The organism is Klebsiella pneumoniae (assembly GCF_000742135.1).
Classification (GTDB): Bacteria; Pseudomonadota; Gammaproteobacteria; order Enterobacterales; family Enterobacteriaceae; genus Klebsiella; species Klebsiella pneumoniae.
Genome location: NZ_KN046818.1, coordinates 1,723,391 through 1,748,920, shown reverse-complemented (window position 1 = coordinate 1,748,920; position 25,530 = coordinate 1,723,391). Strand labels below are relative to the sequence as shown.

At 58.3% G+C, this 25,530-nt stretch carries 26 protein-coding genes; 5 read left to right on the top strand and 21 right to left on the bottom strand.

Features of this window, described 5'->3' with window-relative positions:
* Window positions 1-45: 45 nt before the first annotated feature.
* The 4 genes from lolE to DR88_RS30525 all read right to left on the bottom strand — a co-directional run bounded on the left by lolE (window position 46) and on the right by DR88_RS30525 (window position 3,448).
* Window positions 46-1,290: a lipoprotein-releasing ABC transporter permease subunit LolE gene (gene lolE, locus DR88_RS16975; RefSeq protein WP_002900801.1), complete on the bottom strand. Its 1,245-nt coding sequence runs from the start codon at window positions 1,288-1,290 to the stop codon at window positions 46-48.
* Window positions 1,290-1,991: a lipoprotein-releasing ABC transporter ATP-binding protein LolD gene (gene lolD / locus DR88_RS16980; RefSeq protein WP_023159038.1), complete on the bottom strand. Its 702-nt coding sequence runs from the start codon at window positions 1,989-1,991 to the stop codon at window positions 1,290-1,292. The genes lolE and lolD overlap by 1 nt, the downstream gene beginning before the upstream one ends.
* The gene (gene lolC / locus DR88_RS16985) at window positions 1,984-3,183 is read right to left on the bottom strand and encodes a lipoprotein-releasing ABC transporter permease subunit LolC (protein WP_002900795.1); all 1,200 of its coding nucleotides are present in this window, start codon (window positions 3,181-3,183) and stop codon (window positions 1,984-1,986) included. The genes lolD and lolC overlap by 8 nt, the downstream gene beginning before the upstream one ends.
* Window positions 3,184-3,316: 133 nt before the next feature.
* Window positions 3,317-3,448 carry a hypothetical protein gene (locus tag DR88_RS30525; protein ID WP_004140630.1) on the bottom strand — a complete coding sequence of 44 codons (132 nt, stop codon included), beginning with the start codon at window positions 3,446-3,448 and terminating at the stop codon, window positions 3,317-3,319.
* Window positions 3,449-3,487: 39 nt separating this feature from the next.
* On the opposite strand from DR88_RS30525, the gene mfd reads away from it, so the two are divergent.
* Window positions 3,488-6,934 (top strand): transcription-repair coupling factor, encoded by a 3,447-nt coding sequence (gene mfd / locus DR88_RS16990; RefSeq protein ID WP_025860870.1) that lies wholly within the window; start codon window positions 3,488-3,490, stop codon window positions 6,932-6,934.
* Window positions 6,935-7,097: 163 nt separating this feature from the next.
* Entirely contained in the window at window positions 7,098-8,057 is a 960-nt protein-coding gene (gene ldtC / locus DR88_RS16995) for a L,D-transpeptidase LdtC (RefSeq protein WP_032443835.1), read from the top strand.
* Between the two features lie 128 nt (window positions 8,058-8,185).
* Here ldtC and bhsA read toward each other — a convergent pair whose 3' ends face one another.
* Window positions 8,186-8,443: a multiple stress resistance protein BhsA gene (gene bhsA / locus DR88_RS17000; protein WP_002900788.1), complete on the bottom strand. Its 258-nt coding sequence runs from the start codon at window positions 8,441-8,443 to the stop codon at window positions 8,186-8,188.
* A 97-nt stretch (window positions 8,444-8,540) separates the two neighbouring features.
* Here bhsA and DR88_RS30520 point away from each other — a divergent pair, with 97 nt between their 5' ends.
* Window positions 8,541-8,696 carry a hypothetical protein gene (locus DR88_RS30520; RefSeq protein WP_004147941.1) on the top strand — a complete coding sequence of 52 codons (156 nt, stop codon included), beginning with the start codon at window positions 8,541-8,543 and terminating at the stop codon, window positions 8,694-8,696.
* Complete coding sequence (locus tag DR88_RS17005) at window positions 8,693-9,328, top strand: TetR/AcrR family transcriptional regulator (RefSeq protein ID WP_032443834.1); 636 nt, start codon at window positions 8,693-8,695, stop codon at window positions 9,326-9,328. Before DR88_RS30520 ends, DR88_RS17005 begins: the two co-directional genes overlap by 4 nt.
* 58 nt (window positions 9,329-9,386) lie before the next feature.
* On the opposite strand, the gene DR88_RS30515 is transcribed toward DR88_RS17005, so the two are convergent.
* Window positions 9,387-9,503 (bottom strand): hypothetical protein, encoded by a 117-nt coding sequence (locus DR88_RS30515; RefSeq protein ID WP_004147940.1) that lies wholly within the window; start codon window positions 9,501-9,503, stop codon window positions 9,387-9,389.
* A gap of 68 nt (window positions 9,504-9,571) precedes the next feature.
* Here DR88_RS30515 and DR88_RS17010 point away from each other — a divergent pair, with 68 nt between their 5' ends.
* Complete coding sequence (locus tag DR88_RS17010; RefSeq protein WP_032443833.1) at window positions 9,572-11,761, top strand: TonB-dependent siderophore receptor; 2,190 nt, start codon at window positions 9,572-9,574, stop codon at window positions 11,759-11,761.
* A 57-nt stretch (window positions 11,762-11,818) separates the two neighbouring features.
* Here the strand turns inward: DR88_RS17010 and DR88_RS17015 are convergent, their stop codons facing one another.
* The 15 genes from DR88_RS17015 to fabF all read right to left on the bottom strand — a co-directional run bounded on the left by DR88_RS17015 (window position 11,819) and on the right by fabF (window position 25,487).
* Window positions 11,819-12,358 (bottom strand): glycine zipper 2TM domain-containing protein, encoded by a 540-nt coding sequence (locus tag DR88_RS17015; protein ID WP_002900781.1) that lies wholly within the window; start codon window positions 12,356-12,358, stop codon window positions 11,819-11,821.
* A gap of 194 nt (window positions 12,359-12,552) precedes the next feature.
* Complete coding sequence (locus DR88_RS17020) at window positions 12,553-13,857, bottom strand: NAD(P)/FAD-dependent oxidoreductase (protein WP_002900778.1); 1,305 nt, start codon at window positions 13,855-13,857, stop codon at window positions 12,553-12,555.
* 245 nt (window positions 13,858-14,102) lie between these two features.
* Window positions 14,103-14,645: an alpha/beta hydrolase YcfP gene (ycfP, locus tag DR88_RS17025; RefSeq protein ID WP_002900775.1), complete on the bottom strand. Its 543-nt coding sequence runs from the start codon at window positions 14,643-14,645 to the stop codon at window positions 14,103-14,105.
* Window positions 14,646-14,680: 35 nt separating this feature from the next.
* Window positions 14,681-15,691 carry a beta-N-acetylhexosaminidase gene (nagZ, locus tag DR88_RS17030; protein ID WP_004147935.1) on the bottom strand — a complete coding sequence of 337 codons (1,011 nt, stop codon included), beginning with the start codon at window positions 15,689-15,691 and terminating at the stop codon, window positions 14,681-14,683.
* A 23-nt stretch (window positions 15,692-15,714) separates the two neighbouring features.
* Complete coding sequence (thiK, locus tag DR88_RS17035; RefSeq protein ID WP_025860863.1) at window positions 15,715-16,542, bottom strand: thiamine kinase; 828 nt, start codon at window positions 16,540-16,542, stop codon at window positions 15,715-15,717.
* A complete protein-coding gene (gene lpoB / locus DR88_RS17040) occupies window positions 16,523-17,101 on the bottom strand; it encodes a penicillin-binding protein activator LpoB (protein ID WP_073980583.1) in 579 nt (192 codons plus the stop codon). The genes thiK and lpoB overlap by 20 nt, the downstream gene beginning before the upstream one ends.
* Window positions 17,102-17,122: 21 nt before the next feature.
* The gene (locus tag DR88_RS17045; RefSeq protein WP_032443832.1) at window positions 17,123-17,497 is read right to left on the bottom strand and encodes a YcfL family putative periplasmic lipoprotein; all 375 of its coding nucleotides are present in this window, start codon (window positions 17,495-17,497) and stop codon (window positions 17,123-17,125) included.
* Window positions 17,498-17,501: 4 nt separating this feature from the next.
* A complete protein-coding gene (hinT, locus tag DR88_RS17050) occupies window positions 17,502-17,858 on the bottom strand; it encodes a purine nucleoside phosphoramidase (RefSeq protein WP_002900681.1) in 357 nt (118 codons plus the stop codon).
* A gap of 261 nt (window positions 17,859-18,119) precedes the next feature.
* Complete coding sequence (gene ptsG / locus DR88_RS17055; protein WP_002900680.1) at window positions 18,120-19,553, bottom strand: PTS glucose transporter subunit IIBC; 1,434 nt, start codon at window positions 19,551-19,553, stop codon at window positions 18,120-18,122.
* Between the two features lie 296 nt (window positions 19,554-19,849).
* The gene (locus DR88_RS17060; RefSeq protein ID WP_004140680.1) at window positions 19,850-20,644 is read right to left on the bottom strand and encodes a metal-dependent hydrolase; all 795 of its coding nucleotides are present in this window, start codon (window positions 20,642-20,644) and stop codon (window positions 19,850-19,852) included.
* Between the two features lie 10 nt (window positions 20,645-20,654).
* Window positions 20,655-21,659: a DNA polymerase III subunit delta' gene (holB, locus tag DR88_RS17065; protein WP_004147932.1), complete on the bottom strand. Its 1,005-nt coding sequence runs from the start codon at window positions 21,657-21,659 to the stop codon at window positions 20,655-20,657.
* Complete coding sequence (tmk, locus tag DR88_RS17070; RefSeq protein WP_002900674.1) at window positions 21,656-22,297, bottom strand: dTMP kinase; 642 nt, start codon at window positions 22,295-22,297, stop codon at window positions 21,656-21,658. Before tmk ends, holB begins: the two co-directional genes overlap by 4 nt.
* Window positions 22,287-23,309 (bottom strand): cell division protein YceG, encoded by a 1,023-nt coding sequence (yceG, locus tag DR88_RS17075; RefSeq protein WP_002900671.1) that lies wholly within the window; start codon window positions 23,307-23,309, stop codon window positions 22,287-22,289. The genes tmk and yceG overlap by 11 nt, the downstream gene beginning before the upstream one ends.
* A 1-nt stretch (window position 23,310) precedes the next feature.
* Window positions 23,311-24,120: an aminodeoxychorismate lyase gene (pabC, locus tag DR88_RS17080; RefSeq protein WP_014907849.1), complete on the bottom strand. Its 810-nt coding sequence runs from the start codon at window positions 24,118-24,120 to the stop codon at window positions 23,311-23,313.
* A gap of 125 nt (window positions 24,121-24,245) precedes the next feature.
* Window positions 24,246-25,487, bottom strand: coding sequence for a beta-ketoacyl-ACP synthase II (gene fabF / locus DR88_RS17085; protein WP_002900666.1), 1,242 nt, complete (start codon window positions 25,485-25,487; stop codon window positions 24,246-24,248).
* Between the last annotated feature and the right edge of the window lie 43 nt (window positions 25,488-25,530).

The following is a 25,530-nucleotide window of genomic DNA, read 5'->3' as shown; positions in this document are numbered from 1 at the left end:
AGCAATTCCTCTTTTGTCGTCAGCCAGGCCGACGATGACGATAAATTACTGGCCACTCAGCACCCTCGCCGGGTCGATGCGGCTGGCGCGGCGGGCGGGATACCAGCTGGCCAGCAAACTCAGCAACAGTGCTGTCACCAGCACATAAAAGACGTCCAGCCAGTGCAATTCTGACGGCAGGAAGTCAATAAAATAGATGTCGCCGGAGAGGAATTTATGCCCAATCAGGTATTCGATGCCGTTGATGATCGACGTCAGGTTCAACGCGCAGATCACGCCGATCACCACCCCAAACAGGCTGCCTACCGATCCGGCTAATAAACCATACCACACGAAAATCGCGCGAATTAAGCCGTCTTTTGCGCCAAGCGTGCGCAGCACCGCAATATCGCCGCTTTTGTCTTTGACCGCCATCACCAGCGTCGAGACGATGTTAAAGCAGGCCACGCCGATCACCAGCACCATCGCCAGGTACATAATGGCGCGGATCATCTGGATGTCGCGATACATATAGCCATAGGTGCCGATCCAGCTCTTGATGTAGACGTAGCTGTTGGTCACCTCGCCGGCGTCGCGTACCAGCTTGTTAGCATGGAAAACGTCGGTGACCTTGATGGCGATGCCGGTCACGCTGCTGCCCATCTCCAGGTACTGCTGCGCATCCTGCATCGGGATCATGGCAAAACTATGATCGAGCTGGCCGCTCAGCTGTAAAATTCCGGTCACATGCAGCCTGACGCGTTTTGGCTGCAGCAGCTGATGGTCGGCGTCGGCATTAGGGATCATGATCGATACCCAGTCCCCCTGCTTCACGTGCAGGGCATCGGCGACCCCTTTGCCCAGGATCACCTGCTGTTCGCCAGCCTTGAATCCGGCCCACGCGTTATTCTGCACAAAGGTAGGCAGCGCGCTGAGCTGGCTCTCCTGCTGCGGGTCGACGCCTTTCACCTGGATGGCGCGCATATTGCTGCCGCTCTCCACCAGGCCGGTGAAGTTAATATAGGGCGCTGCCGCGACAATCCCCTTCACCTTCTGCACCTTCGCCAGCGCTTCCTGCCAGTTATTCCACGGCTGATTCACGGGTTCGATTTCGCCGTGCGGTACCACCGCCAGCACGCGGTTATTCAGCTCGCGTTCAAAGCCGTTCATCGCGCTGAGGCCGACGATCAGCACCGCCACCCCCAGCGCAATGCCGATGGTGGAGATCACCGAGATCAGCGACACCATGCCGCCGCGCCGCCGGCCGCGGCTGAAACGCAATGCAATCAGTAACGATAACGGAGACGCCATTACTCGGCCCCCATCAGGGTCAGGTCGGCGGTCAGACGGCCATCGCGCATCTCCAGCTGGCGGCTCATGCGCTTCGCCAGCTGCAGGTCGTGGGTCACCACCAGAAACGCGGTGCGCTGCGCGACGTTCAGTTCGCCCAGCAGCTGGAAGATGCTGTCGGCGTTGCGAGCGTCGAGGTTACCGGTTGGCTCGTCCGCCAGCACCAGCCGCGGTTTATTCACCAGCGCGCGGGCAATCGCCACCCGCTGGCGCTCGCCGCCGGAGAGCTCCGACGGACGGTGATGGCTGCGGTGTTCAAGCCCGACCGCCTGCAGCATCGCTTTCGCCTGGCGTTCAATATCCGCCGGCTTCTTTTTGCCAATCAGCAGCGGCATCGACACGTTTTCCAGTGCGCTAAAGTCCGGCAGCAGATGGTGGAACTGATAGATAAAGCCCAGCTCGCGGTTACGCAGGTCGGCGCGCGCGGCGGTGGATAGCTTGCTCATCGGCTGACCGGAGAAAATCACGTCGCCAGAGGTGGGCGTATCCAGGCCGCCGAGCAGATGCAGCAGCGTACTTTTGCCAGAGCCGGAGGTGCCGACGATAGCCATCATCTCGCCTTCACCAATGCTGAAGCTGACATTGTGCAGGACATCGGTTTGCACATTGCCTTCCTGATAGCGTTTGCACAGGTTGTCGCATTGCAGCAGGATCTTATTCATAACGTAAAGCCTCAGCGGGTTGGGTGGCGGCAGCGCGCCAGGAAGGGTACAACGTAGACAACAGGGCCAGCACCATCGCCACCAGGGCGATAACAATGACCTGCAGCGGCTCAATCGCCACCGGCAGCGCCGCGCCGTCAAGGAAGGCGCCGATGATCGGCATTAAATTATTCAGCTGGCTGGCCAACAGGGCGCCAAGCACCGCTCCCAGCAGCGCGCCGACGATCCCGGCGCTGGCCCCCTGCACCATAAAGACGGCCATAATCTGCCGCGGCGTCAGCCCCTGGGTCTGGAGGATCGCCACTTCGCCCTGCTTCTCCATCACCATCATCCCCAGCGAGGTAATAATGTTGAAGGCCGCGACGGCGACGATCAGGCTCAGCAGCAGGCCCATCATATTTTTCTCCATGCGCACCGCCTGGAACAGTTCGCCCTTGCGCTCGCGCCAGTCCTGCCACTGAGTTCCCGGCGGCAGCGTCTGTTGACTCAGGGTGTCGACCTGCAGCGGTTGATCCAGCCACAGGCGCCAGCCAGTGATATTCCCCAGCGGATAGCGCATCAGACGGGAGGCGTCGTCGATGTTGGTCAGCATCTGATAGCCATCGACTTCGCTGTTGGCGGCGAAGGTGCCGATGACCGTGAACAGACGCTGGCTCGGCACGCGGCCCATCGGCGTAAACTGACTCGCGGAAGGAACCATCACGCGAATTTTATCGCCGCGATTAACCCCCAGCTGGCCCGCCAGCTGCTCGCCGAGAATAACGTTATATTTGCCCGCCTGCAGATCGCTCTGTTTGACGTTCACCAGGTATGGAGTCAGGGGATCGTTCTGCGCCGGATCAATGCCCAGCATAACCCCGACCGCCACGCTGCGCGCGCTCTGCAGCACCACGTCGCCGGTGGTGATCGGCGCTACGCGGGTTACCCCATTAAGTTTCGCTTCGCGCTCCGGCAGTTGCTGAGGGTTCACCGAACCCTGTTTGGCGCTAAGAATGGCCTGTGGCATCAGCCCCAGGATGTTGTTTTGCAGCTCGCGTTCAAAGCCGTTCATCACCGACAGGACTGTCACCAGCGCCATTACGCCAAGCGTAATACCGATAGTTGAGAGCCAGGAGACGAAACGACCGAAGCGGTCGGCTGCGCGCCCGCGCATATAGCGTAGGCCGATAAAGAGTGCGGCAGGTTGGTACATGTCATCCATCTGGTTGCTGATAGCCGATGCCCGAGTATATAAGCGATTAGGGGCAGCGTAAACGACTGATACATGACGACTTTATTAGCAACAAACCTAAAAACCAAGTAAATACAAACGGATAGATAAGTACTTACTTATTTATCTTTACGCTTATCGACAGCGCTGACCTTTCTTCACCCAATACGCGATGGCAATTCGGGTTGGCGAATCCAGACCAATCGCGGATAATCTCACTATTGAATATCAGCGAGTTGCCCTCCATATCGGCAGAGCGAATCCCTAAGAGATCATGAAACCGTCTATGCCTGAACAATATCGATACTCATTGCCGGTCAAAGCCGGCGATCAGCGCCAGCTTGGCGAGTTGACCGGCGCAGCCTGCGCCACCCTGGTGGCGGAGATGGCCGAACGCCACAGCGGCCCGGTGGTGCTGGTGGCGCCTGACATGCAAAACGCGCTGCGTCTGAACGACGAGATCAGGCAGTTTACCGACAGCATGGTGATGGGGCTGGCGGACTGGGAAACGCTCCCTTACGACAGCTTCTCGCCGCATCAGGACATCATCTCCTCCCGTCTTGCCACCCTTTACCAGTTACCCACCATGCAGCGCGGCGTACTGATCGTCCCGGTCAGCACCCTGATGCAGCGCGTCTGTCCGCACAGCTTCCTTCACGGCCACGCGCTGGTGATGAAAAAGGGCCAGCGCCTGTCGCGCGATGCGCTGCGCGATCAGCTGGAGGGGGCCGGCTACCGCCATGTCGATCAGGTGATGGAGCACGGCGAATATGCTACCCGCGGCGCGCTGCTCGACTTGTTCCCGATGGGTAGCGATCAGCCCTACCGCCTTGATTTCTTTGACGATGAAATCGACAGCCTGCGCCTGTTCGACGTTGACAGCCAGCGCACGCTGGAGGAAGTGGCGGCCATTAACCTGCTGCCGGCGCACGAGTTCCCCACCGACCAGACCGCTATTGAGCTGTTCCGCAGCCAGTGGCGCGACCGCTTTGAGGTGAAGCGCGATGCCGAACACATCTATCAGCAGGTCAGTAAAGGGACGCTACCTGCCGGTATCGAATACTGGCAACCGCTGTTCTTCAGCGAGCCGCTGCCGCCGTTATTCAGCTATTTCCCGGCCAGCACGCTGATCGTCAACACCGGCGATCTCGAGGCCAGCGCGGAGCGATTCCAGAATGAAGCCCGCGCCCGCTTTGAAAACCGCGGCGTCGACCCGATGCGCCCGCTCCTGCCGCCTGAGCTGCTGTGGCTGCGCAGCGATGAGCTATTCAGCGAACTGAAAAAATGGCCGCGCGTGCAGCTGAAAACCGAGCGTCTGGCGGACAAAGCGGCGAATACTAATCTGGGCTACCAGACGCTGCCGGACCTCGCCGTCCAGGCGCAGAACAAAGCGCCGCTGGATAATCTGCGCCGCTTCCTCGAGTCCTTTACCGGTCCGGTGATCTTCTCGGTGGAAAGCGAAGGCCGCCGTGAAGCGCTGAGCGAAATGCTGGCGCGGATTAAAGTTGCGCCAAAACATGTGCTGCGTCTGGAGGAAGCCACCGGCAACGGCCGCTATCTGATGATTGGCGCCGCCGAGCACGGGTTTATCGACAGCCAGCGCGGCCTGGCGCTGATTTGCGAGAGCGACCTGCTCGGCGAGCGGGTGGCGCGCCGTCGTCAGGATTCGCGACGCACCATTAACCCTGACACTCTGATTCGCAACCTCGCCGAACTGCATATCGGCCAGCCGGTCGTTCACCTGGAACACGGCGTGGGCCGCTACGCGGGCATGACTACCCTGGAAGCCGGCGGCATCACCGGCGAATATCTGATGCTGACCTACGCCAACGATGCCAAGCTATACGTTCCGGTATCGTCCCTGCATCTTATCAGCCGCTACGCCGGCGGGGCGGAAGAAAACGCCCCCCTGCACAAGCTGGGCGGCGATGCCTGGACCCGGGCGCGACAAAAAGCGGCTGAGAAAGTACGCGACGTGGCGGCCGAGCTGCTGGATATCTATGCCCAGCGCGCGGCGAAGGCGGGTTTTGCCTTTAAACACGACCGCGAACAGTATCAGCTGTTCTGCGACGGCTTCCCATTTGAAACCACGCCGGATCAGGCGCAGGCGATCAACGCCGTCCTCAGCGATATGTGCCAGCCGCTGGCCATGGACCGCCTGGTGTGCGGCGATGTGGGCTTCGGCAAGACCGAAGTGGCCATGCGCGCCGCCTTCCTCGCCGTGGAGAACCACAAGCAGGTGGCGGTGCTGGTGCCGACCACCCTGCTGGCTCAGCAGCACTATGACAATTTCCGCGATCGTTTCGCCAACTGGCCGGTACGCATCGAAATGCTCTCCCGCTTCCGCAGCGCTAAAGAGCAGGCGCAGATCCTCGAGCAGGCCGCGGAAGGCAAAATCGATATCTTGATCGGCACCCACAAGCTGCTGCAGAGCGAGGTGAAGCTGCGCGATCTCGGGCTGCTGATCGTCGACGAAGAGCACCGGTTTGGCGTACGGCATAAAGAGCGCATCAAAGCGATGCGCGCCGATGTCGATATTCTGACCCTCACCGCCACGCCGATCCCGCGGACGCTGAACATGGCGATGAGCGGGATGCGCGATCTGTCGATCATCGCCACGCCGCCGGCGCGACGCCTGGCGGTGAAGACCTTCGTTCGCGAATATGACGCCCTGGTGGTGCGCGAGGCGATCCTGCGCGAAACGCTGCGCGGCGGCCAGGTCTACTATCTGTTTAATGACGTTGAGAACATCCAGAAAGCCGCCGACAAGCTGGCGGAGCTGGTGCCGGAGGCGCGGATCGCCATCGGTCACGGTCAGATGAGGGAGCGCGAACTGGAGCGGGTGATGAATGACTTCCATCATCAACGCTTCAATGTGCTGGTGTGCGCCACCATCATCGAAACCGGGATCGACATTCCCACCGCCAACACCATCATCATCGAACGCGCCGACCATTTTGGCCTCGCCCAGCTGCACCAGCTGCGCGGCCGCGTTGGCCGTTCGCATCACCAGGCCTATGCCTGGCTGCTGACGCCGCATCCGAAAGCGATGACCACCGATGCGCAAAAGCGCCTCGAGGCCATTGCGTCGCTGGAAGATCTCGGCGCCGGCTTTGCGCTGGCAACCCACGATCTGGAGATTCGCGGGGCCGGGGAACTGCTTGGGGAAGATCAGAGCGGTCAGATGGAAACCATCGGTTTCTCTCTGTATATGGAGCTGCTGGAGAACGCAGTCGATGCGCTAAAAGCCGGGCGTGAACCCTCGCTGGAAGATCTCACCAGTCAGCAGACGGAGGTTGAACTGCGCATGCCTTCCCTGCTGCCTGATGATTTCATCCCTGACGTCAATACGCGCCTGTCATTCTATAAGCGCATTGCCAGCGCCAAAAACGAACAGGATCTGGAGGAGATCAAAGTCGAGCTGATCGATCGTTTTGGCCGCCTGCCCGATGCCGCCCGCAACCTGCTGGATATCGCCCGTCTGCGTCAGCAGGCGCAAAAGTTAGGGATCCGCAAGCTGGAAAGCAACGAAAAAGGCGGCGTGATCGAATTTAACGAGAAAAACAACGTCAATCCGGTGTGGCTGATCGGCCTGCTGCAGAAGCAGCCGCAGCACTTCCGCCTGGACGGTCCCACGCGCCTGAAGTTCATGCAGGACCTGGAGGAGCGTAAAACGCGGATGGACTGGGTTCGCCAGTTTATGCGCCAGCTGGAAGAGAACGCCGTCGCCTGACTGGCAGGAGATACGGCCCCACTGCCGTATCTCCCTTCCCACATACCTCGCAATCTTTACAAACATTTTGCAATCCGCCTGGATTTCCCCACACAGACTCACGCCATAATCTCATCTGCTTTTCGTATAAAAATAACCACTTACATATTTTGGAGTTATGGTAATGAGAAACCGTTTCCCCGTGACGCTTTGGCTGACGCTAGTCGCGTTAGTCGCCGCGCTGGCCCTCCCCGCGCGCGCTAACACCTGGCCCCTTCCCCCGCCGGGCAGCCGGCTGGTGGGTCAGAATCAGTTTCATGTGGTACAGGATGACGGCGGTTCGCTGGAAGCGATTGCCAAGAAGTACAATGTCGGCTTCCTGGCCCTGCTGCAGGCCAATCCCGGGGTTGACCCCTATGTTCCGCGCGCCGGCAGCGTGCTGACCATCCCCCTGCAGACGCTGCTGCCCGATGCGCCGCGCGAAGGGCTGGTGATTAACCTCGCCGAACTGCGCCTCTACTATTACCCGCCGGGCAAGAATGAAGTGACCGTCTACCCAATCGGCATCGGTCAGCTGGGTGGGACCACCATCACACCGACGATGGTCACAACCGTGTCCGACAAACGGGCCAATCCGACCTGGACACCTACCGCCAACATTCGCGCGCGCTACAAGGCTATGGGGATTGAGCTGCCGGCGGTAGTGCCTGCTGGTCCTGACAATCCGATGGGCCATCACGCCATCCGCCTCGCCGCCTATGGCGGAGTATATCTCCTGCACGGCACCAATGCCGATTTCGGCATCGGTATGCGCGTCAGTTCCGGCTGCATTCGTCTGCGCGATAACGATATCAAGGCGCTGTACAACACTATCTCGCCGGGCACGAAGGTGAACATTATCAACACGCCGATCAAGGCGTCGGTTGAGCCGGATGGCCGCCGTCTGGTTGAGGTCCATCAGCCGCTGTCTGAGCATATCGATGACGACCCGCAGACCCTGCCCATTACGCTTAATGCGGCCATGACTGCGTTCAAACAGGCGCCGCAGACCGACGGGACGGTGATGGAGCGCGCGATGAATTACCGCTCGGGCATGCCGATTGACGTCACCCGTCATGCTGAGCCTGGACCGCGGTCGCTGTAGTCTTACGCTGCATAAAACAAAAAACCCGCCTGATGGCGGGTTTTTTGTTGGCAAGGGTCAAACAGGGGTACAACAGGGTCTTACTCATCGCCGTCCGGTGAAGGGGGCCGGGCAGCGACGCATCGGGCTTACTTGTAGATAACGGCGGTACCGTGAAGGGTATTCGGACCGGTTACCGAAGTAATACGGTATGAAGTGGCGCCCATCTCATCCGCTTTCTGCGCCAGCTGGTCTTCCAGCGAGCCCAGGTTAGTCCCGGCAGAAGCAGAGATGGTGCCTACTTTATGCTGTCCTGCAGGGGTGGACTGCACCTCTACAGCGGCAAAGCTGGCGAAAGAAAGGGAACTTAAAACGGCGGCAATAGCCAGAGTATTAACGGTTTTCATGATTATTATACCTGTGCAGATGAATTTTATAGTAGGGTCGCAAGCATTAACTTAACGATCGATAGGTAAATAATAATGTGATCTATGTCACACGTCAATGCATTTTTATAACGACCGTTTAACTATTTATAAAATGCTTAAATTTCATACATATATGAATTATTTATTTTTAAACCGACAGCGCTGGCCCCGGCGATCGTTTATTTTTATAATGGCCTTTCACCAAACCAACATAGGTACAACGGCACCATGACAACTGACGTTCAAAGTTGCGCCAAAAAAAGCCGTGGCCGACCGAAGGTGTTCGACAGGGATGCGGCGCTGGACAAAGCCATGACACTCTTCTGGCAGCACGGCTATGAGGCGACCTCGCTCGCCGATCTGGTCGAGGCGACAGGAGCAAAAGCCCCCACCCTGTATGCGGAATTTGTGAATAAAGAAGGCCTATTCCGCGCAGTGTTGGATCGTTACATTTCGCGCTTTGCCGCGAAGCACGAAGCCGTGCTGTTTGCCGAGGGAAAATCCGTCGTTCGCGCGTTGCGTGACTACTTCACGGCGGTCGCCACCTGCTTTACCAGCAAAGAGACGCCGGCCGGCTGCTTTATCATCAATACCTCCGCCGCGCTGGCCGCCTCCTCGACGGATATCGCCAATACCATCAAATCCCGCCATGCGATGCAGGAGCAGGCGCTAACCCAGTTTCTGCAGCAGCGGCAGGCGCAGGGCGAACTGCCCGCGGGCCGCGATGTCGCGCAGCTGGCGCAATTTCTTAACTGCGTTCTGCAGGGGATGTCGATTAGCGCCCGGGAAGGCGCGGATTTCGACAAGCTGATGCAAATCACCGATACCACTCTCCGTCTCTGGCCGCAGGTCCTCGAGTCCTGATGCGCCCTGCTTCCGGCGGTATTCTGCCGCCGGATCCGCTCTCCTGTTGGCTTTATCCTCACAAAATAGATTGATTTTTATTACCTTTTCTCGCGCAAGATAAACGCAAATGATATTGATTGCGATATTCATTATGTGCAAAATCCTTTTTTGAGTTTTTCCAGATGTTTCGCATTGTAACGAATACCGGCCGACGCCGGCCCATAACAACGACAAAGCAACTTGCTCATAAAAGGAATGGATATGAAAAAGCGCCTCTGGGTGCTCCACCCTCTGCTGCTGGCCAGCACGCTGCCTGCGCTGGCGGCTCAGTCTGATGAAGACAGCATCATCGTTAGCGCAAACCGCACCCATCGCACCGTGGCCGAAATGGCCCAAACCACCTGGGTCATTGAGGGCCAGGAGATTGAGCAGCAGGTCCAGGGCGGGAAAGAGTTCAAAGACGTGCTGGCGCAGCTGATCCCCGGCATCGACGTCAGCAGCCAGGGGCGGACCAACTATGGGATGAACATGCGCGGGCGCGCGATCGTCGTGCTGATTGACGGAGTCCGGCTCAACTCCTCACGCACCGACAGCCGCCAGCTCGACGCCATCGATCCATTCAACATCGAACATATCGAAGTGATCTCCGGAGCGACCTCGCTGTACGGCGGGGGCAGTACCGGCGGGCTTATCAACATCGTTACCAAAAAGGGGCAGCAGGATCGTCAGGTCGATCTTGAGGTGGGCAGCAAGAGCGGTTTTGCGAACAGCAACGATCATGATGAGCGCGTCGCGGCGGCCGTCAGCGGCGGAACAGACCACGCATCCGGCCGCTTGTCGGTAGCCTATCAGCGTTTCGGCGGCTGGTACGACGGCAATAACGATGCGCTGATCCTCGATAATACCCAAACGGGGCTCCAGCACTCTGACCGCCTCGACGTGATGGGGACGGGGACGATTGAGATCGATGATAACCGCCAGCTGCAGCTGGTCACCCAGTATTATAAAAGCCAGGGCGATGATGACTACGGTCTGTGGCTCGGGAAGAACATGTCCGCGGTCACCAGCGGCGGCAAAGCGTATACCACCGACGGGCTCAATTCCGATCGTATCTCCGGCACCGAACGCCATCTGATCAGCCTCCAGTACTCCGATGCCGACTTTTTCGGCCAGAATCTGGTGAGCCAGGTGTACTATCGCGATGAGTCCCTCACCTTCTATCCGTTCCCGACGCTCACGAAAGGTCAGGTCAGTAGCTTCTCCTCGTCGCAGCAGGATACCGATCAGTATGGGGCCAAGCTGACCCTCAACAGTCAACCGCTGGCGGGGTGGGATCTCACCTGGGGTCTCGACGCCGATCATGAGACCTTTAATGCCAACCAGATGTTCTTCGATCTGCCACAATCGATGGCCTCCGGCGGGTTGCACAACGAATCGATCTACACAACCGGCCGCTACCCGGGATACAGTATTTCCAATGTCGCGCCATTCCTGCAGTCCAGCTACGATCTGAACGATATCTTTACCGTCAGCGGCGGGGTGCGCTACCAGTGGACCGAAAACCGGGTCGACGACTTTGTCGGCTACGCCCAGCAGCAGGATATCGCCAACGGCAAAGCGCGCTCCGCCGACGCCATCAAAGGCGGCAAAACCGATTATGACAATTTCCTGTTTAACGCCGGGATCGTGGCCCACCTGACCGAGCGTCAACAAACCTGGTTTAACTTCTCGCAGGGCGTCGAGCTACCGGACCCTGGTAAATACTATGGCATCGGTAAATATGGCGCTGCGGTGAATGGTCATCTGCCGCTGATCTCCAGCGTCAACGTCGATGACTCGCCGCTGCAGGGGATCAAAGTTAACTCGTATGAGCTGGGCTGGCGCTACACCGGCGATAACCTGCGCACCCAGCTGGCGGCGTATTACTCGACCTCGGATAAGACCATTGTCGTCAACCGCACCGACATGACCATCGACGTTCAGTCCGACAAACGGCGTATTTACGGCGTTGAGGGGGCGGTCGACTACTTTATTCCGGATAGCGACTGGAGCGTCGGCGGTAACTTCAACGTGCTGAAATCCCAGGTGCAGACCGACGGCCGCTGGCAAAAATGGGACGTCACCCTCGCCTCGCCGTCTAAAGCCACCGCCTGGGTGGGCTGGGCGCCGGATCCGTGGAGCCTGCGCGTGCAGAGTCAGCAGGTATTTGACCTCAGCGATGCCGCCGGCAACAAGCTGGAAGGCTATAACACCGTCGATTTTATCGGTAGTTACGCGCTGCCGGTGGGGAAACTGACCTTCAGTATCGAAAACCTGCTTAACGAAGACTATGTCACTATCTGGGGCCAGCGCGCGCCGCTGCTCTACAGCCCAACCTACGGCAGTTCATCGCTGTATGAGTACAAAGGTCGTGGCCGCACCTTTGGTCTGAACTACGCCTTAACCTTCTGATAAAAAAAGCCCCTCAGCCTGAGCGATTGAGGGGCTAATCACTACACAAATCTGTTTTTAGATTTTGTTGTTCAGGACCAGCTGGCCGTTGTTGTCCAGCGGGATCTGGCTGCCGGGATCGTGATCCATGCGGATTTTCCCCTGCTGATCGCCTATCTTATAGGTCACATCGTAGCCGAGCATTTTATCGGATTTGTCATACACCGTTTTGCAGCGCTGCTGGGTGGTGGTGTAGGTATCGTTGTCCTGCATCGCGCCCTGGATCTGGTTGCCTGCATAGCCGCCGCCCAGCGCACCTACAACCGTCGCCACGCTGCGTCCGTGACCGCCGCCAAACTGGTGGCCAATCACCCCGCCCGCTACCGCGCCCAGCACCGAACCGGCGATGCGGTTTTCATCCTGTACCGGACGACGATGAGTCACCGTGACATTGCGGCATTCCTGACGCGGCGTTTTCACGGTTTCTTTAATCGGTGTACTGGAGACCACTTGCGCATACTGCGGGCCGCGATCCAACACGTTGAGACCAGCGACAGCTGCAACGCCCAGCGCGGCAGCCACGCCTATCCCTATACCCGCCAACATAGATTTATTCACGGGAGTTCCTCCTTTGTTGCTGTTGATACAATTTTGCAACCGGAGCCGGGAGGGCGCAAATCAGATAGCGGATGAAAAGCGCGAGAATTCGCTGCAAATCAAAGGGATTCAGAGGATTCCGAGCGGGATCTCTGCGGTTTCAGCAGAAGAGCCCGGAGGCGCCCTCAGAGCGCGCCTCCGGGTCGCGACAGCGATTAGTGCAGCTTCAGGCGCGGGCGAATGATGCGGTTGATGCGCCCGACCAGCATCATCAGGCCGGTCTTGAAGTAACCATGCAGGGCAATCTGGTGCATACGGTACAGGGAGATGTACACGAAGCGCGCAATGCGCCCTTCCACCATCATCGAACCGCGCATCAGGTTACCCATCAGGCTGCCGACGGTGGAGTAATTTGAAAGCGACACCAGCGAGCCATGGTCTTTATAGGTGTACGCCTTCAGCGGTTTGCCTTTCATCTGCGCCAGGATGTTGTTCAGCGCGCAGGTAGCCATCTGGTGCGCCGCCTGGGCCCGCGGAGGCACAAAGCCGCCTTCCGGACGGGCGCAGGAGGCGCAGTCGCCGATGGCGAAAATATCCGCATCGCGGGTAGTCTGCAGCGTCGGCTCGACCACCAGCTGATTGATACGGTTGGTTTCGAGGCCGCCGATCTCTTTCATGAAATCTGGCGCTTTGATCCCCGCCGCCCAGACCATTAGATCCGCCTCAATATATTCGCCATCTTTAGTGTGCAGGCCGCCCGCATCCGCGCTGGTGACCATGGTCTGCGTCAGCACCCGTACGCCCAGCTTAGTCAGCTCATTATGCGCTGCCCCGGAAATGCGCGGCGGCAGCGCAGGCAGAATGCGCTCGCCCGCCTCGACCAGCGTGACGTTCAGCGCTTCGTTGGTCAGCCCTTTGTAGCCGTAGCTGTGCAGCTGTTTCACCGCATTGTGCAACTCAGCGGAGAGCTCCACGCCGGTGGCGCCGCCGCCGACGATGGCGATATTTACTTTACCGTTAGCGCCGAGGTTAGCAGAGTATTTAAGGAACAGGTTGAGCATTTCCTGATGGAAGCGACGCGCCTGGTGCGGGTTGTCGAGGAAAATGCAGTTCTCTTTTACGCCAGGGGTATTAAAGTCATTCGAGGTACTGCCCAACGCCATGACCAGCGTGTCGTACGGCAGTTTACGCTCAGCCACCAGCAGCTCGCCTTTTTCATTGCGCAGCTCGCCGAGGGTGATGGTTTTCCCTTCGCGGTTGATATCGACCACCGAGCCCAGCTGGAACTGGAAACCGTGGTTGCGGGCATGGGCCAGATAGCTCAGCGCATCAACGCCTTCATCCAGAGAACCGGTGGCCACTTCGTGCAGCAGCGGCTTCCACAGATGGCTGTGGTTACGGTCCACCAGAGTGATTTTCGCTTTCTTATGGCGCCCTAACTTTCTCCCCAGCTGAGTTGCCAGTTCCAGTCCGCCAGCGCCGCCACCCACAATTACGATTTTTTTCAATGGCGTAGTCATGTGTATCCCTAAAATTATTAACCAATTGTTAAATAAAAGTTATTGAAATAGCCTTTATTTAACAACAAGTTACGTTAATGAAACCATTCAACACTGTCGAGAATACCATGAACGGTGCATTGGTCATACCAAAATTGATGTGCATCAAGTTTTGTCGCGTATTTTTTCAGCGAAACCAATAAGTGTAGACATGAAAAAACCCGCGTGGTGAACCCGACGCGGGTTTGGGAACAAGGGAAAAGCAGTTAGCCGAGGGTTTTAAACGCTTTCAGCCGCTGCAGATGCGGCGAGATATTTTTAAACTTATGGGTCTGCTCTTCATCCCAGATAATTTCATAATAGTGGTGCAGGAGATCGGCGGAACGCTGGCTGTCCAACGCCTCGTCCTGGCGGGAAAGCACCACCAGGCAGCGATCGCGGTTCTTCTCGCGGAAGTTGGTCACGCACTTGGTGGCGATGTCAGCATACTCTTCCGGTCGGTCGATTTTGCCTTCCATGTTCTCATGCGGAAACAGGTTTGGATTGAACACCGCCTGGCGGATATCGCACAGAAAACCAATCCGCTCCGCCCAGTAGCCGCCAAGGCCGACGCCGCAGATCAGCGGCCGGTCATCGGCAGTGAGCTGCAGCATTTTATCGACCTCTTTCAGCAAATGCTGCATATCGTGCTTGGGATGCCGCGTGCTGTAGCTAATCAACCGCACGTCCGGGTCGATAAACTGCAGCTGCATCACCTTCTCATGGTTACCGGGGCTGTTCGAGTCAAAACCGTGTAAATAGATAATCATCGCATCCTCACCAGACAACAACGCCCCGTAGAGCGTTACGCGGACTTTGCCTCTTGCCAGCGCGCATGAAGCTGCTCCAGCTGGGCACTCACCGTTTTCCAACGGGCTGAATCCCTTAACTCCTGACGGGAAAAGGAACCTTTATGATACAATTTCGTAACACGCTCTGCTTTGATCGGCGACAGGTTATCCAGCACACTGACCGCGCCTTTACGATTATTGCAGACGAGGATCATATCGCAACCGGCGTCGAGCGATGCCTGACCGCGTTCGGCATAGCTGCCCATGATCGCCGCCCCTTCCATCGACAGATCGTCGGAGAAAATCACCCCGTCAAAGCCCAGTTCGCCGCGCAGCACCGTTTTCAGCCAGTACGCCGAGCCGCTGGCCGGACGCGGATCGAGCTCCGGGTAAATCACATGCGCCGGCATAATGGCGTCCAGACGCTGCTCGGCGATAAGGCTTTTGAACACCGCCATATCATGGTCGCGGATAACCGATGCCGCCCGCGGATCGAACGGCGTCTCTTTGTGCGAATCGGCAGTCACCGCCCCGTGTCCCGGGAAGTGTTTGCCGGTGGTTTTCATGCCCGCGGCGTGCATCCCGTCAATGAAGTGACGCGCCATCGTCAGCGCTTTCTGCGGATCTTCATGATAAGAACGTTCGCCGATTGCGGCGCTGATATGGCCGACGTCCAGCACTGGCGCAAAACTAATATCGATATCCATGGCGATCATTTCGCTGGCCATCAGCCAGCCGGCTTCGGCGGCCAGTTTGCCCCCCTCTTCCATCCCCAGCAGCGCGGCGAAAGACTGGGCCGCCGGTAAACGGGTAAACCCTTCGCGGAAACGCTGAACCCGCCCCCCTTCCTGATCGACCGCCACCACCAGGTGGTTCCGGGAGGCGTCGCGGATCTGGCGCACCAGCTCGCGCAGCTGCGCCGGATCGTGATAATTTCGGGTAAAGAGGATCAACCCTCCCACCAGCGGATGCGCCAGAATTTCTCGCTCTTCCGCATCCAGCTCATACCCTTCGACATCCAACATCACTGGGCCCACACTGACCTCTCTTATCCTTTACGTTCGTTGTCTAACTGACACCATGTTTCATCTGCCAGCGTGATAAATTGCCGGTCCCCGCTCTGCCGCCAGCGCATTTCATACCAGCCCGCCATCAACAGCAGTACCCACGGGCGCCAGAGTGCAACCTGCCGCCAAAGCAGCTGCGCGTCGATGGCCGCCCGCCGGGCATACGCTTCTACCAGCCGACGGCGCTCGCCAGGCGTGATCCACACCGCGGCCAGCTCCAGCGCGATATCGCCATCGCCGGCATATTCCCAGTCGATCAGCCTCAGGCCGGACTCATTATGAATAATATTGCCGGCATGGACGTCCATGTGCAGCGGCGCCAGCCGCAGGGGACGGGGCTCGCCCTGGCGGCGCAGCCGCTGATGCCAGCGCAGCCAACGCGGCTTGCGCCGCGCCGGATCGCACCTCTGCCAGTACTGGGCCAGCAGTGGTGTGAGGCTAACCCGCCAGCCAAACCGCGGTTGCTGATGCAAATCATACAATAAGCCTGACAGCTGCGGGGAGGCCGGTAACTCGCTTTTCACCTCCCCTGTGCAATACTCCACCACCATCCAGCAGGGTGAGTAAAACAGCGGGGTTGGCGCCAGCCTGGCAGGCAGTCGGCGGAGTGCGTGATACTGACGGCGAAAATGGTAAGTGGCGGCAGACGGATCGTGCGGCTGACGCAGCACGTGCCGCCGGTCGCCGTCGCTAATAATCACACTGCCGCCGCTGAGGCCACTCTGGCTCAGCGAGGCGACAGGATGATAATGGGGAAAGAAGCGCGACAAGAGCTCGTCGCGCGTTAGCTTATTGTTGCTGAACAGCACCTTTACCTGACCAGATTATCTCACCGGTTTGCACCAGCATGAGCTGCATTTTCAGCTCAGGCGCGTTGACGTTGCCGGTGGCATTGGAGTAAAGCACATACTGCGCGCCCACGTTGCGGGCGATGCCCATGGCTTTGCTGCGGCTGCCGAGGCTGTCCTGCGGCGACAGGCCCAGCTGCTGCTTGGCGACCGCCAGCTGCTGCGCCGATACCAGGGTAAATTTGCCGTTACCGGCCAGCGCACTACGTAGCGCAGTGGTGGCTTCTCCAGCATTCAGCGAACCGTTGGTGCGGTTGTTCACGCTGTCAACCAGCAGAATACTGCCGGCATTGACCCCACTCGCCTGCAGCATCTGCCCCACCAGCGGCTGAACCGCGCCGTTCCAGTCATAATGACGCACGCGCGGCGCCGGCTGACCCGACTGCTGATCCTGATGCTCAATCGGCCCAGGCTGCTGCGGCTGCGGTTTGGCCTCTTCTACCGGCGCGGGCTGCTCCCGCAACCCCGCACAGCCTGCGAGGAATATCGCCAGTGCTGTGATTAACGCATAGCGACACATTTTCATCATTATAATTACCCCTTACAGATAAAGATAAAGGCGGGCCTTATGCGCCCCCAGGATATTGGCGCTGCTATATAACGTGACCGAGGAGCGGGCCGGTACCACGATGGTGCGCGGCGCGTCCAGCGGATGCATCTCCAGCCCTCGGGCGTCATACCAGAAAAAACGATAGTGCACGGTAACCGGCTGCTGGCGCTCGTTATATAGCGTTGAGGAGGCGGTAGCCTGAATCTCTGTCGCCACGACGGCAGGCTCGCTGGCGCTGATCCCCGCCGCCAGCACGCTCGACTCCATCACCAGCGCCTGCTGGTCAGAAACCGGGATCTCCGGGTGTGAACTACACCCGGCGAGTAGCCCCGCCGCCAGACACGCGCCCAAAAGGGTCCTGAGCATGACGTTAGCCTTTGTGCGCCAGCATCGGGCCAAGCGGACGACCGCCCAGCAGATGCATATGGATATGGTACACTTCCTGGCCGCCGTGGCGGTTGCAGTTGACGATCAACCGATAGCCATCGTCGGCAAGACCTTCATCGCGGGCGATCTTCGCCGCGACGGTCATCATCCGGCCCAGCGCCAGCTCATGTTCAGCGGTGACGTCATTTACGGTAGGAATCAGAACATTCGGGACAATCAGAATATGGGTGGGCGCCTGCGGGGAGATGTCGCGAAAAGCGGTCACAAGCTCATCCTGATAGACAATATCCGACGGGATCTCCCGGCGAATGATTTTGCTGAAAATCGTTTCTTCTGCCATGACTGATTCCTTATAAGTTTTATCCCGTGCGCTGGCCTGCTTCTGCAGATAAACGCGGACGCACAGGTTCCGCTAAGAGTATGAGCGACATTCTCCCTCTCTTTCAACCTGAAAGCTCTTTTTCTTATTCAACTATAGACTTAGCTGCTGAGGGAATAAGCATATGGCGGACTGTTTTCAGGGTTATCGCTTGTGGGGCACCGACTTTAGCGCATAAAAAAGGCAGCCAGTTGGCTGCCTTAGTCTCCCCGATACTACGTCTTAACTGTTACGGATGTACTCATCCATTTCAGTTTTCAGGTTATCGGACTTGGTACCGAAGATGGCCTGTACGCCAGAACCTGCCACTACCACGCCAGCGGCGCCCAGTTTTTTCAGGCCAGCCTGGTCAACTTTCGCTACATCCGCCACGCTAACACGCAGACGAGTAATACATGCGTCGAGGTTGGTGATGTTCTCTTTACCGCCGAAAGCGGCGACCAGAGCCGGAGCCATCTCGCTGGTGGCGCCAGCTTTGCTCTCTTCGGTGGTGTCTTCACGACCCGGAGTTTTCAGATCCAGGGCTTTAATCAGCACACGGAAAATGACGTAGTACACGATCGCATAGCAGATACCAACAATCGGGAACAGCCACAGCTTGCTGCTGTTACCGGACAGCACGATAAAGTCGATCAGGCCGTGAGAGAACGAGGTACCGTCACGCATACCCAGCAGGATACAGATCGGGAACGCCAGGCCCGCCAGAATGGCATGGATAACGTACAGGATCGGCGCCACGAACATGAACGAGAACTCGATCGGCTCGGTGATACCGGTCAGGAACGAGGTCAGCGCGGCGGAGATCATGATACCGCCCACTTTGGCGCGGTTTTCCGGTTTAGCAGAGTGCCAAATAGCGATAGCCGCTGCCGGCAGACCATACATTTTGAACAGGAAGCCGCCAGACAGTTTGCCCGCCGTCGGGTCGCCTGCCATGTAGCGCGGGATATCGCCGTGGAACACCTGACCAGCCGCGTTGGTGTATTCGCCGATCTGCATCTGGAAAGGAACGTTCCAGATGTGATGCAGACCAAACGGCACCAGGCAACGTTCGATGAAACCGTAGATACCAAACGCCACCACTGGGTTCTGATAAGCAGCCCACTGGGAGAAGGTTTGGATCGCGGAGCCGATCGGCGGCCAAATGAAGGAGAGGATCACGCCGGTGAAGATAGCGGCCAGACCAGAGATAATCGGCACAAAACGCTTGCCCGCAAAGAAGCCGAGATATTCTGGCAGCTTGATGCGATAGAAGCGGTTGAACATGTAGGCGGCGATAGCACCGGAGATAATACCGCCAAGCACGCCGGTATCAGCAAGGTGTTTTGCCGCAATCTCGTCAGCAGGTAAATGCAGCACCAGCGGCGCAACAACCGCCATGGTTTTCACCATGATGCCGTAAGCCACGACTGCAGCCAGTGCGGATACACCGTCGTTATTGGTGAAGCCGAGGGCCACACCGATAGCGAAGATCAGCGGCATATTGGCGAAAACTGAACCGCCTGCTTCTGCCATAACGTGGGAGACCACGGCTGGCAGCCAGCTGAAGTTAGCGGAACCGACGCCCAGCAGGATACCTGCGATAGGCAGTACGGATACCGGCAGCATCAGCGATTTACCGACCTTCTGCAGGTTAGCAAATGCATTCTTAAACATAATTGAGAGTGCTCCTGAGTATTTGGTACTTTTTTACGCTTTCACGCATTGGCCCGGGGGGAGAACCGTGCCGTGGACAGGACATCTAAGCGCCCTTTATTTATTACACAGAGTAAAATAATTAACGGGATGATTGTTTGACGGCTATCACGTTTCAATCAGCCTTCCGGTAAAAATTTACATCAACTTACATAAATTGTATCCAGATGTTGCTAAAAAACCTTCACCGCCACTTTTGTGGCGGTGAACTTTACTCGCTTTGGCTATTAATTACGAGCCTTAAAATAATAAGCAGATCAAGCAGGTTGCAAACGGGCGGGGTCGATGTGGAACAGGGTGGCAAAATTGTCGGTGGTCTGCTGAGCCAGCTGCTCAAGCGACACCCCCTTCAGTACCGCCATATACTCGGCAACGTCACGGACCAGCGCCGGCTGGTTCTCTTTGCCGCGGTGGGGGACCGGCGCCAGGTACGGCGAATCGGTTTCAACCAGCAGGCGATCCAGCGGCACGTAGCGCGCCGCATCACGCAGCTGCTCGGCGTTACGAAAAGTGACGATACCGGAAAACGAGATATAGAACCCCATATCGAGCAGCTTGCCCGCTGTCTCCCTGTCCTCAGTGAAACAGTGTAGTACGCCACCGCAATCCGTCACCTTTTCTTCGCGCAAAATAGCCAGAGTATCGGCACGCGCGTCACGGGTATGGACGATCACCGGCTTATTGAGCTCACGGCCGATACGAATGTGGTCGCGGAACGAGCTTTGCTGTTGGGCTTTAGTTTCCGGGGTATAAAAATAATCCAGACCGGTCTCCCCCATCGCCACGACGCCCTCTTCCGCTGCCAGCGCGCGCAGAGTCTCTACCTCCCAGGGCTCGTCCTGGTTTAATGGGTGTACGCCACAGGAGAAGACGACGTTGTCACGCGTCCCCACCAGTTCGCGCATACTGCGGTAGCCAGGCAGCGTCGTGGCGACGGCGAGGCAAAATTTCACATCGCGTGCGGCCGCTTTTGCCAGCACGTCGTCGACGTTTTTGTGTAGAGTTTGATAATCCAGACCATCAAGATGACAGTGGGAGTCGACTAAAAACATAATGTCTCACTCAGAGGTGGGAGACGGGTAAAACCGTCCCGGGTTGCAGGTAATGTTCCCAGCGCAGCAGGCGCTCGGTAAGCAGCAGTTCGCGGTTGACACCGACAACGTTGAGCAATTGCTCGCGGCAGGTACAGACGTCATGGGCAATCGCCTGCAGCCGGGCGGCGGGCAGGCTGTGCGCCAGCTGCTCCAGCAGCGGCCAGACGTCAGGGTTACTCACCAGGGTAATCCCCTGCTGTCGTTTTTGCGCATCGACCAGCAGCGACGCCAGCCAGTGCAGGCGAACCGCCGCCTGTTCATGATTGAGTATCGGCAGCAGCGCCAGCCAGTCACCGCTCGCCAGGGTAGCCGCCAGCGCCTGACACAACTGCTGCCGCGCCGTCCACAGCGGTTCCTGTAACAGTTCGAGCGCCGCAGCCGGCGCGCTGGCGCACAGGCGTAACGCGGTCAACAATGACTCCTGCGGCAGGCTCACCTCACGCTCCAGCCAGGCCAGAGCATAAGGCTCAGACGGCGGCGCCAGATGATGCAGGCGACAGCGGCTGCGCAGAGTGGTCAGCAGACGCGCCGGCTCCTCGCAGGCGAGGAAGAACCAGGTATTCTCCGGGGGCTCCTCCAGCGTTTTCAGCAACGCGTTGGCGGCGGCATCGGTCAGCAAGGCAGCATCGCTAATCCAGACCACTTTTGCCCCACCAAGGCGTGCATGTTCATAGAGCTTTTCATTGACATCGCGCACCGCGTCAATACCCAGCGCGCTCTTGCCCTTCTCGGGGCTGAGCGCATAGTAATCGGGGTGCGTGCCGGCCTGCATCAGCTGACAGCTATGGCAGTGGCCGCAGCTTTTATGTCCTTCGGGCTGGCGGCACATCAGGAAGCGGCACAGCGCGTAAATCAACGCCTCGCCGCCCATCCCGTTCAGGGACTGTAACAGTAAGGCGTGGTGGCCTCGTCCGGCCTGATAGCTACCGACCAGTTGCTCGAACGAGGGGCGCAGCCACGGATACCATTTCATGCCGCTTGCTCCGCCATCCACTGGGCGATCGTGGCGCGAATGTCGCGCGCCACGGCATCCAGCGGCTGAGTTGCGTCAACCGTGCGGATAGAAGGATCGGCGGCGGCCAGCTCAAGATAGCGCGCGCGGGTACGGTTGAAAAAGTTCATGGACTCCTGCTCAATGCGATCCAGCTCGCCGCGGGCCCGGGCGCGCTGCAGCCCCACTTCCGGCGTGACGTCGAGATACAGCGTCAGATTGGGGCGAAAATCACCGAGTACCGCGTCGCGCAGCGTCGCCAGCATCGTGCGGTCAATTCCCCGGCCGCCGCCCTGATAGGCCTGCGTCGACAGATCGTGACGATCGCCGATCACCCACTGGCCGCGGGCCAGCGCGGGCTTAATCACGGTCTCCACCAACTGGACGCGCGCCGCGTAAAACATCAGCACTTCCGCTTTATCGTTAATCACTTCATCGCCCGTGGACTGGATATCCAGCACCAGGCTACGCAGTTTTTCGGCAAGGATTGTGCCCCCCGGCTCGCGGGTAAACACCATATCGTGAATACCCGCCGACTGCAGCGTCTCCACCACCAGTTGACGTGCGGTGGTCTTCCCGGCGCCCTCCAGCCCCTCGATGACGATATAGTTACTGCGCATTTTTTTCCTTAAGTACTTTCAGATAATCCTGCACCGCACGGTTATGACTGACCAGGTTTGTGGTAAACGTATGGCCCCCTTTCCCGTCGGCGACGAAATAAAGATATGGCGTTTTCGCCGGATGGGCGGCCGCCTTCAGCGAGGCCTCGCCCGGCACCGCGATAGGGCCCGGCGGCAAACCGCTGATGGTATAAGTATTGTATGCGGTCGGCGTCTCGAGATCCTTACGCGTTAACTTACCAGTATATCCTGCGCCCATCCCGTAGATTACGGTCGGATCGGTCTGCAAGCGCATACCGATGCGCAGGCGGTTGATAAATACCGACGCGACGCGGTCGCGCTCTTCCGCTACCGCGGTCTCTTTTTCAATAATCGAGGCCATGGTCAACAGCTGGTTCTGATCGGCATAGGGCAGATTCTCCATCCGTCCTTCCCAGACCTTCGCCACTTCGGCGACCATTTTCTGATGCGCGCGCTTGAGGATGGCGATATCGCTGGTGTTGGCGGTGTACATCCAGGTATCCGGCCAGAACCAGCCCTCTACCCAGTCGGCATGCTCAAGACCTAATGCCTTAGCCACCGTCGCGTAGCTATCGTCTTCAAGCGTGTGCTTCACGTACGGGGCATCGCGCAGCTGGCGCAGGTAGTCGCTGACGCGCATGCCTTCGACAAAGCGCAGCGGAAACTGCGCCTCTTTGCCGCTGGCCAGCAGCTGCAACATCTCGCGCACCGTCATTTGCGGCGTGAAGCGATAGGTCCCGGCCTTGAAGTGAGACAGCTCAGGTTCCACCCGCAGCAGCCACTGGAAAACGCGCGGGCGATTGATCACCTTCTCGCGATAGAGATCCTGGCCCAGCGCCAGCCGGCCGGTGCCAGCTTCGAGGGTAAAGATGGTCTCTTCCTTAATCAGCAGCTTGCTGTCCGCCAGCTGGCGTACCTTCCACATGCCTGCCGCCGCGGCGATGCCCAACAGCACGACCAGCAACAGGATAAAACGTAACATTTTCTTCATACTAACCAGACAGCTCACACAAAGGGGCTAAAAAATGGTAAAGCTCACGCGAGGACCAGGTGGTCTCCTCCCAGCGGCGAACCGGCACCAGCGGCATCAGCGCATTGCAGATCAGCACTTCATCGGCCTCCCGCAACGTCTCGGGACGCGCTGTCACTTCGACAACGCGAAACGTCGATGGTGCCAGCTGCGCGATACAGCGCTGCCGCATAATGCCGTTGACCCCGGCATAATCGAGTCCCGGAGTAAATACATCACGTCCCTGACGCCAGAATAAATTCGCGGCACAGCATTCCGTAAGCCACCCGTCACTGTCAAGGACCAGCGCCTCATCGGCGTCCGTCTGCTCAAGATGAGAGCGGATCAGTACCTGCTCAAGGCGATTAAGGTGCTTCAGGCCGGCAAGCCAGGAGTTGCGCCCCAGGGGCACCGGACTCTGGGTCAGAGTAATGCCCTCCTCCCGCCAGCGCGCATAATGCGCCGGGTATGGAGAGAAGCTGAGAATGCGAGTGGGCGACACGCAGCCTGCCGTACTGTATCCCCTTCCCCCAACGCCGCGGGTGAGAGTCACCTTGAGCACGCCCTGCGCGTGCGGCCGAGCCAGACGCTGCATCTCTTCGCTCAGCGTCAGCCAGTCGTTAAATGGGATATGTAATTTTTCACAGGTTGTCTGTAAACGCTGCAGATGGGCGTCCAGTAGCGCAACCTGCCCTTGCTGGATGCGGGCGGTGGTAAAACAGCCGTCGCCAAACTGGATGGCGCGATCGTTCGCTGCCAACGTGTCCTGTACAACGCCGTTTATCAAGAACATAAAGGACTCCTTTTCACTGGTCGGTCAGTGTGTCAGGACCCAGAGCAGAGAACAAGGGGAGAAAGCTGAATAAAAAAGGCCCGACGAACGGGCCTTTTGTTAAAGCAGTGCCGGGGCAAGCCCTGTCACACTTTTTTGAAGATCAGCGAACCGTTAGTGCCGCCAAAGCCGAAGGAGTTGCACAGGGTGTACTCCATACCGGAAACCTGACGCGCTTCGTGTGGAACGAAGTCGAGGTCGCAGCCTTCATCCGGGTTGTCGAGGTTGATCGTCGGCGGAACCGCCTGATCGCGCAACGCCAGGATAGAGTAAATCGACTCTACCGCCCCTGCCGCACCCAGCAGATGGCCGGTCATGGATTTGGTAGAGCTCACCAGTACGCGGCTCGCCGCATCACCGAAGACAGACTTAACCGCCTGCGCTTCCGCTTTATCGCCGGCCGGCGTCGAGGTGCCGTGGGCGTTGACGTAGCCGATCTGGCCTGGTTCGATGCCCGCATCGCGAATAGCATTCACCATTGCCAGCGCGGCGCCCGCGCCATCTTCCGGCGGTGACGTCATGTGGTAAGCATCGCTGCTCATGCCGAAGCCAACGATCTCGGCGTAGATTTTGGCGCCGCGTTTTTTGGCATGCTCGTACTCTTCCAGCACCACCATACCCGCGCCGTCGCCCAGCACGAAGCCGTCACGATCTTTATCCCACGGACGGCTCGCCGCCTGCGGGTTGTCATTGCGCGTGGAGAGCGCACGCGCCGCGCCGAAGCCGCCCACGCCAAGCGGGGTACTGGCTTTTTCCGCGCCGCCTGCCACCATCGCATCGGCATCGCCATAGGCGATGATGCGCGCGGCCTGGCCGATGTTGTGCACGCCTGAAGTACACGCGGTCGCGATAGAGATACTTGGCCCACGCAGACCAAACATGATGGTCAGATGTCCGGCCACCATGTTAACAATTGTGGAAGGAACGAAGAATGGGCTGATCTTGCGCGGTCCGCCGTTAACCAGCGAACTGTGGTTTTCTTCGATCAAGCCGAGACCGCCGATACCGGAGCCGATAGCGGCGCCAATACGGGTTGCATTCTCTTCCGTCACTTCAAGGCCAGAATCCTGCATGGCCTGAACGCCAGCGACAATTCCATATTGAATGAAGGCATCCATCTTGCGCTGTTCTTTGCGCGAGATAATGTCATCACAGTTAAAATCCTTTACTAAGCCAGCAAATTTCGTTGCATAGGCGCTAGTATCGAAATGGTCGATCAGGCTGATGCCACTCTGACCGGCAAGGAGAGCTTTCCAGGTAGACTCTACGGTATTGCCGACAGGAGACAACATGCCCAGTCCGGTCACAACTACACGACGCTTAGACACGTTTGTCCTCCAGGGAGGGAAAATAGATTCTTGTGGGACAAAA

Excerpts from the sequence above, each read along its gene's own strand:
- DR88_RS17020 (WP_002900778.1), bottom strand. The coding sequence starts at position 13,857 with ATGACTACGCCATTGAAAAAAATCGTAATTGTGGGTGGCGGCGCTGGC.
- pabC (WP_014907849.1), bottom strand. The coding sequence starts at position 24,120 with ATGTTCTTGATAAACGGCGTTGTACAGGACACGTTGGCAGCGAACGAT.
- DR88_RS30515 (WP_004147940.1), bottom strand. The coding sequence starts at position 9,503 with ATGCGAAACATCTGGAAAAACTCAAAAAAGGATTTTGCACATAATGAA.
- DR88_RS17060 (WP_004140680.1), bottom strand. The coding sequence starts at position 20,644 with ATGTTTTTAGTCGACTCCCACTGTCATCTTGATGGTCTGGATTATCAA.
- lolD (WP_023159038.1), bottom strand. The coding sequence starts at position 1,991 with ATGAATAAGATCCTGCTGCAATGCGACAACCTGTGCAAACGCTATCAG.
- holB (WP_004147932.1), bottom strand. The coding sequence starts at position 21,659 with ATGAAATGGTATCCGTGGCTGCGCCCCTCGTTCGAGCAACTGGTCGGT.
- DR88_RS17045 (WP_032443832.1), bottom strand. The coding sequence starts at position 17,497 with ATGCTCAGGACCCTTTTGGGCGCGTGTCTGGCGGCGGGGCTACTCGCC.
- lpoB (WP_073980583.1), bottom strand. The coding sequence starts at position 17,101 with ATGTGTCGCTATGCGTTAATCACAGCACTGGCGATATTCCTCGCAGGC.
- ptsG (WP_002900680.1), bottom strand. The coding sequence starts at position 19,553 with ATGTTTAAGAATGCATTTGCTAACCTGCAGAAGGTCGGTAAATCGCTG.
- bhsA (WP_002900788.1), bottom strand. The coding sequence starts at position 8,443 with ATGAAAACCGTTAATACTCTGGCTATTGCCGCCGTTTTAAGTTCCCTT.
- hinT (WP_002900681.1), bottom strand. The coding sequence starts at position 17,858 with ATGGCAGAAGAAACGATTTTCAGCAAAATCATTCGCCGGGAGATCCCG.
- DR88_RS17005 (WP_032443834.1), top strand. The coding sequence starts at position 8,693 with ATGACAACTGACGTTCAAAGTTGCGCCAAAAAAAGCCGTGGCCGACCG.
- ldtC (WP_032443835.1), top strand. The coding sequence starts at position 7,098 with ATGAGAAACCGTTTCCCCGTGACGCTTTGGCTGACGCTAGTCGCGTTA.
- tmk (WP_002900674.1), bottom strand. The coding sequence starts at position 22,297 with ATGCGCAGTAACTATATCGTCATCGAGGGGCTGGAGGGCGCCGGGAAG.
- DR88_RS17010 (WP_032443833.1), top strand. The coding sequence starts at position 9,572 with ATGAAAAAGCGCCTCTGGGTGCTCCACCCTCTGCTGCTGGCCAGCACG.
- lolC (WP_002900795.1), bottom strand. The coding sequence starts at position 3,183 with ATGTACCAACCTGCCGCACTCTTTATCGGCCTACGCTATATGCGCGGG.
- mfd (WP_025860870.1), top strand. The coding sequence starts at position 3,488 with ATGCCTGAACAATATCGATACTCATTGCCGGTCAAAGCCGGCGATCAG.
- nagZ (WP_004147935.1), bottom strand. The coding sequence starts at position 15,691 with ATGTTGGATGTCGAAGGGTATGAGCTGGATGCGGAAGAGCGAGAAATT.
- lolE (WP_002900801.1), bottom strand. The coding sequence starts at position 1,290 with ATGGCGTCTCCGTTATCGTTACTGATTGCATTGCGTTTCAGCCGCGGC.
- DR88_RS30520 (WP_004147941.1), top strand. The coding sequence starts at position 8,541 with ATGCATTTTTATAACGACCGTTTAACTATTTATAAAATGCTTAAATTT.
- ycfP (WP_002900775.1), bottom strand. The coding sequence starts at position 14,645 with ATGATTATCTATTTACACGGTTTTGACTCGAACAGCCCCGGTAACCAT.
- yceG (WP_002900671.1), bottom strand. The coding sequence starts at position 23,309 with ATGAAGAAAATGTTACGTTTTATCCTGTTGCTGGTCGTGCTGTTGGGC.
- DR88_RS30525 (WP_004140630.1), bottom strand. The coding sequence starts at position 3,448 with ATGGAGGGCAACTCGCTGATATTCAATAGTGAGATTATCCGCGATTGG.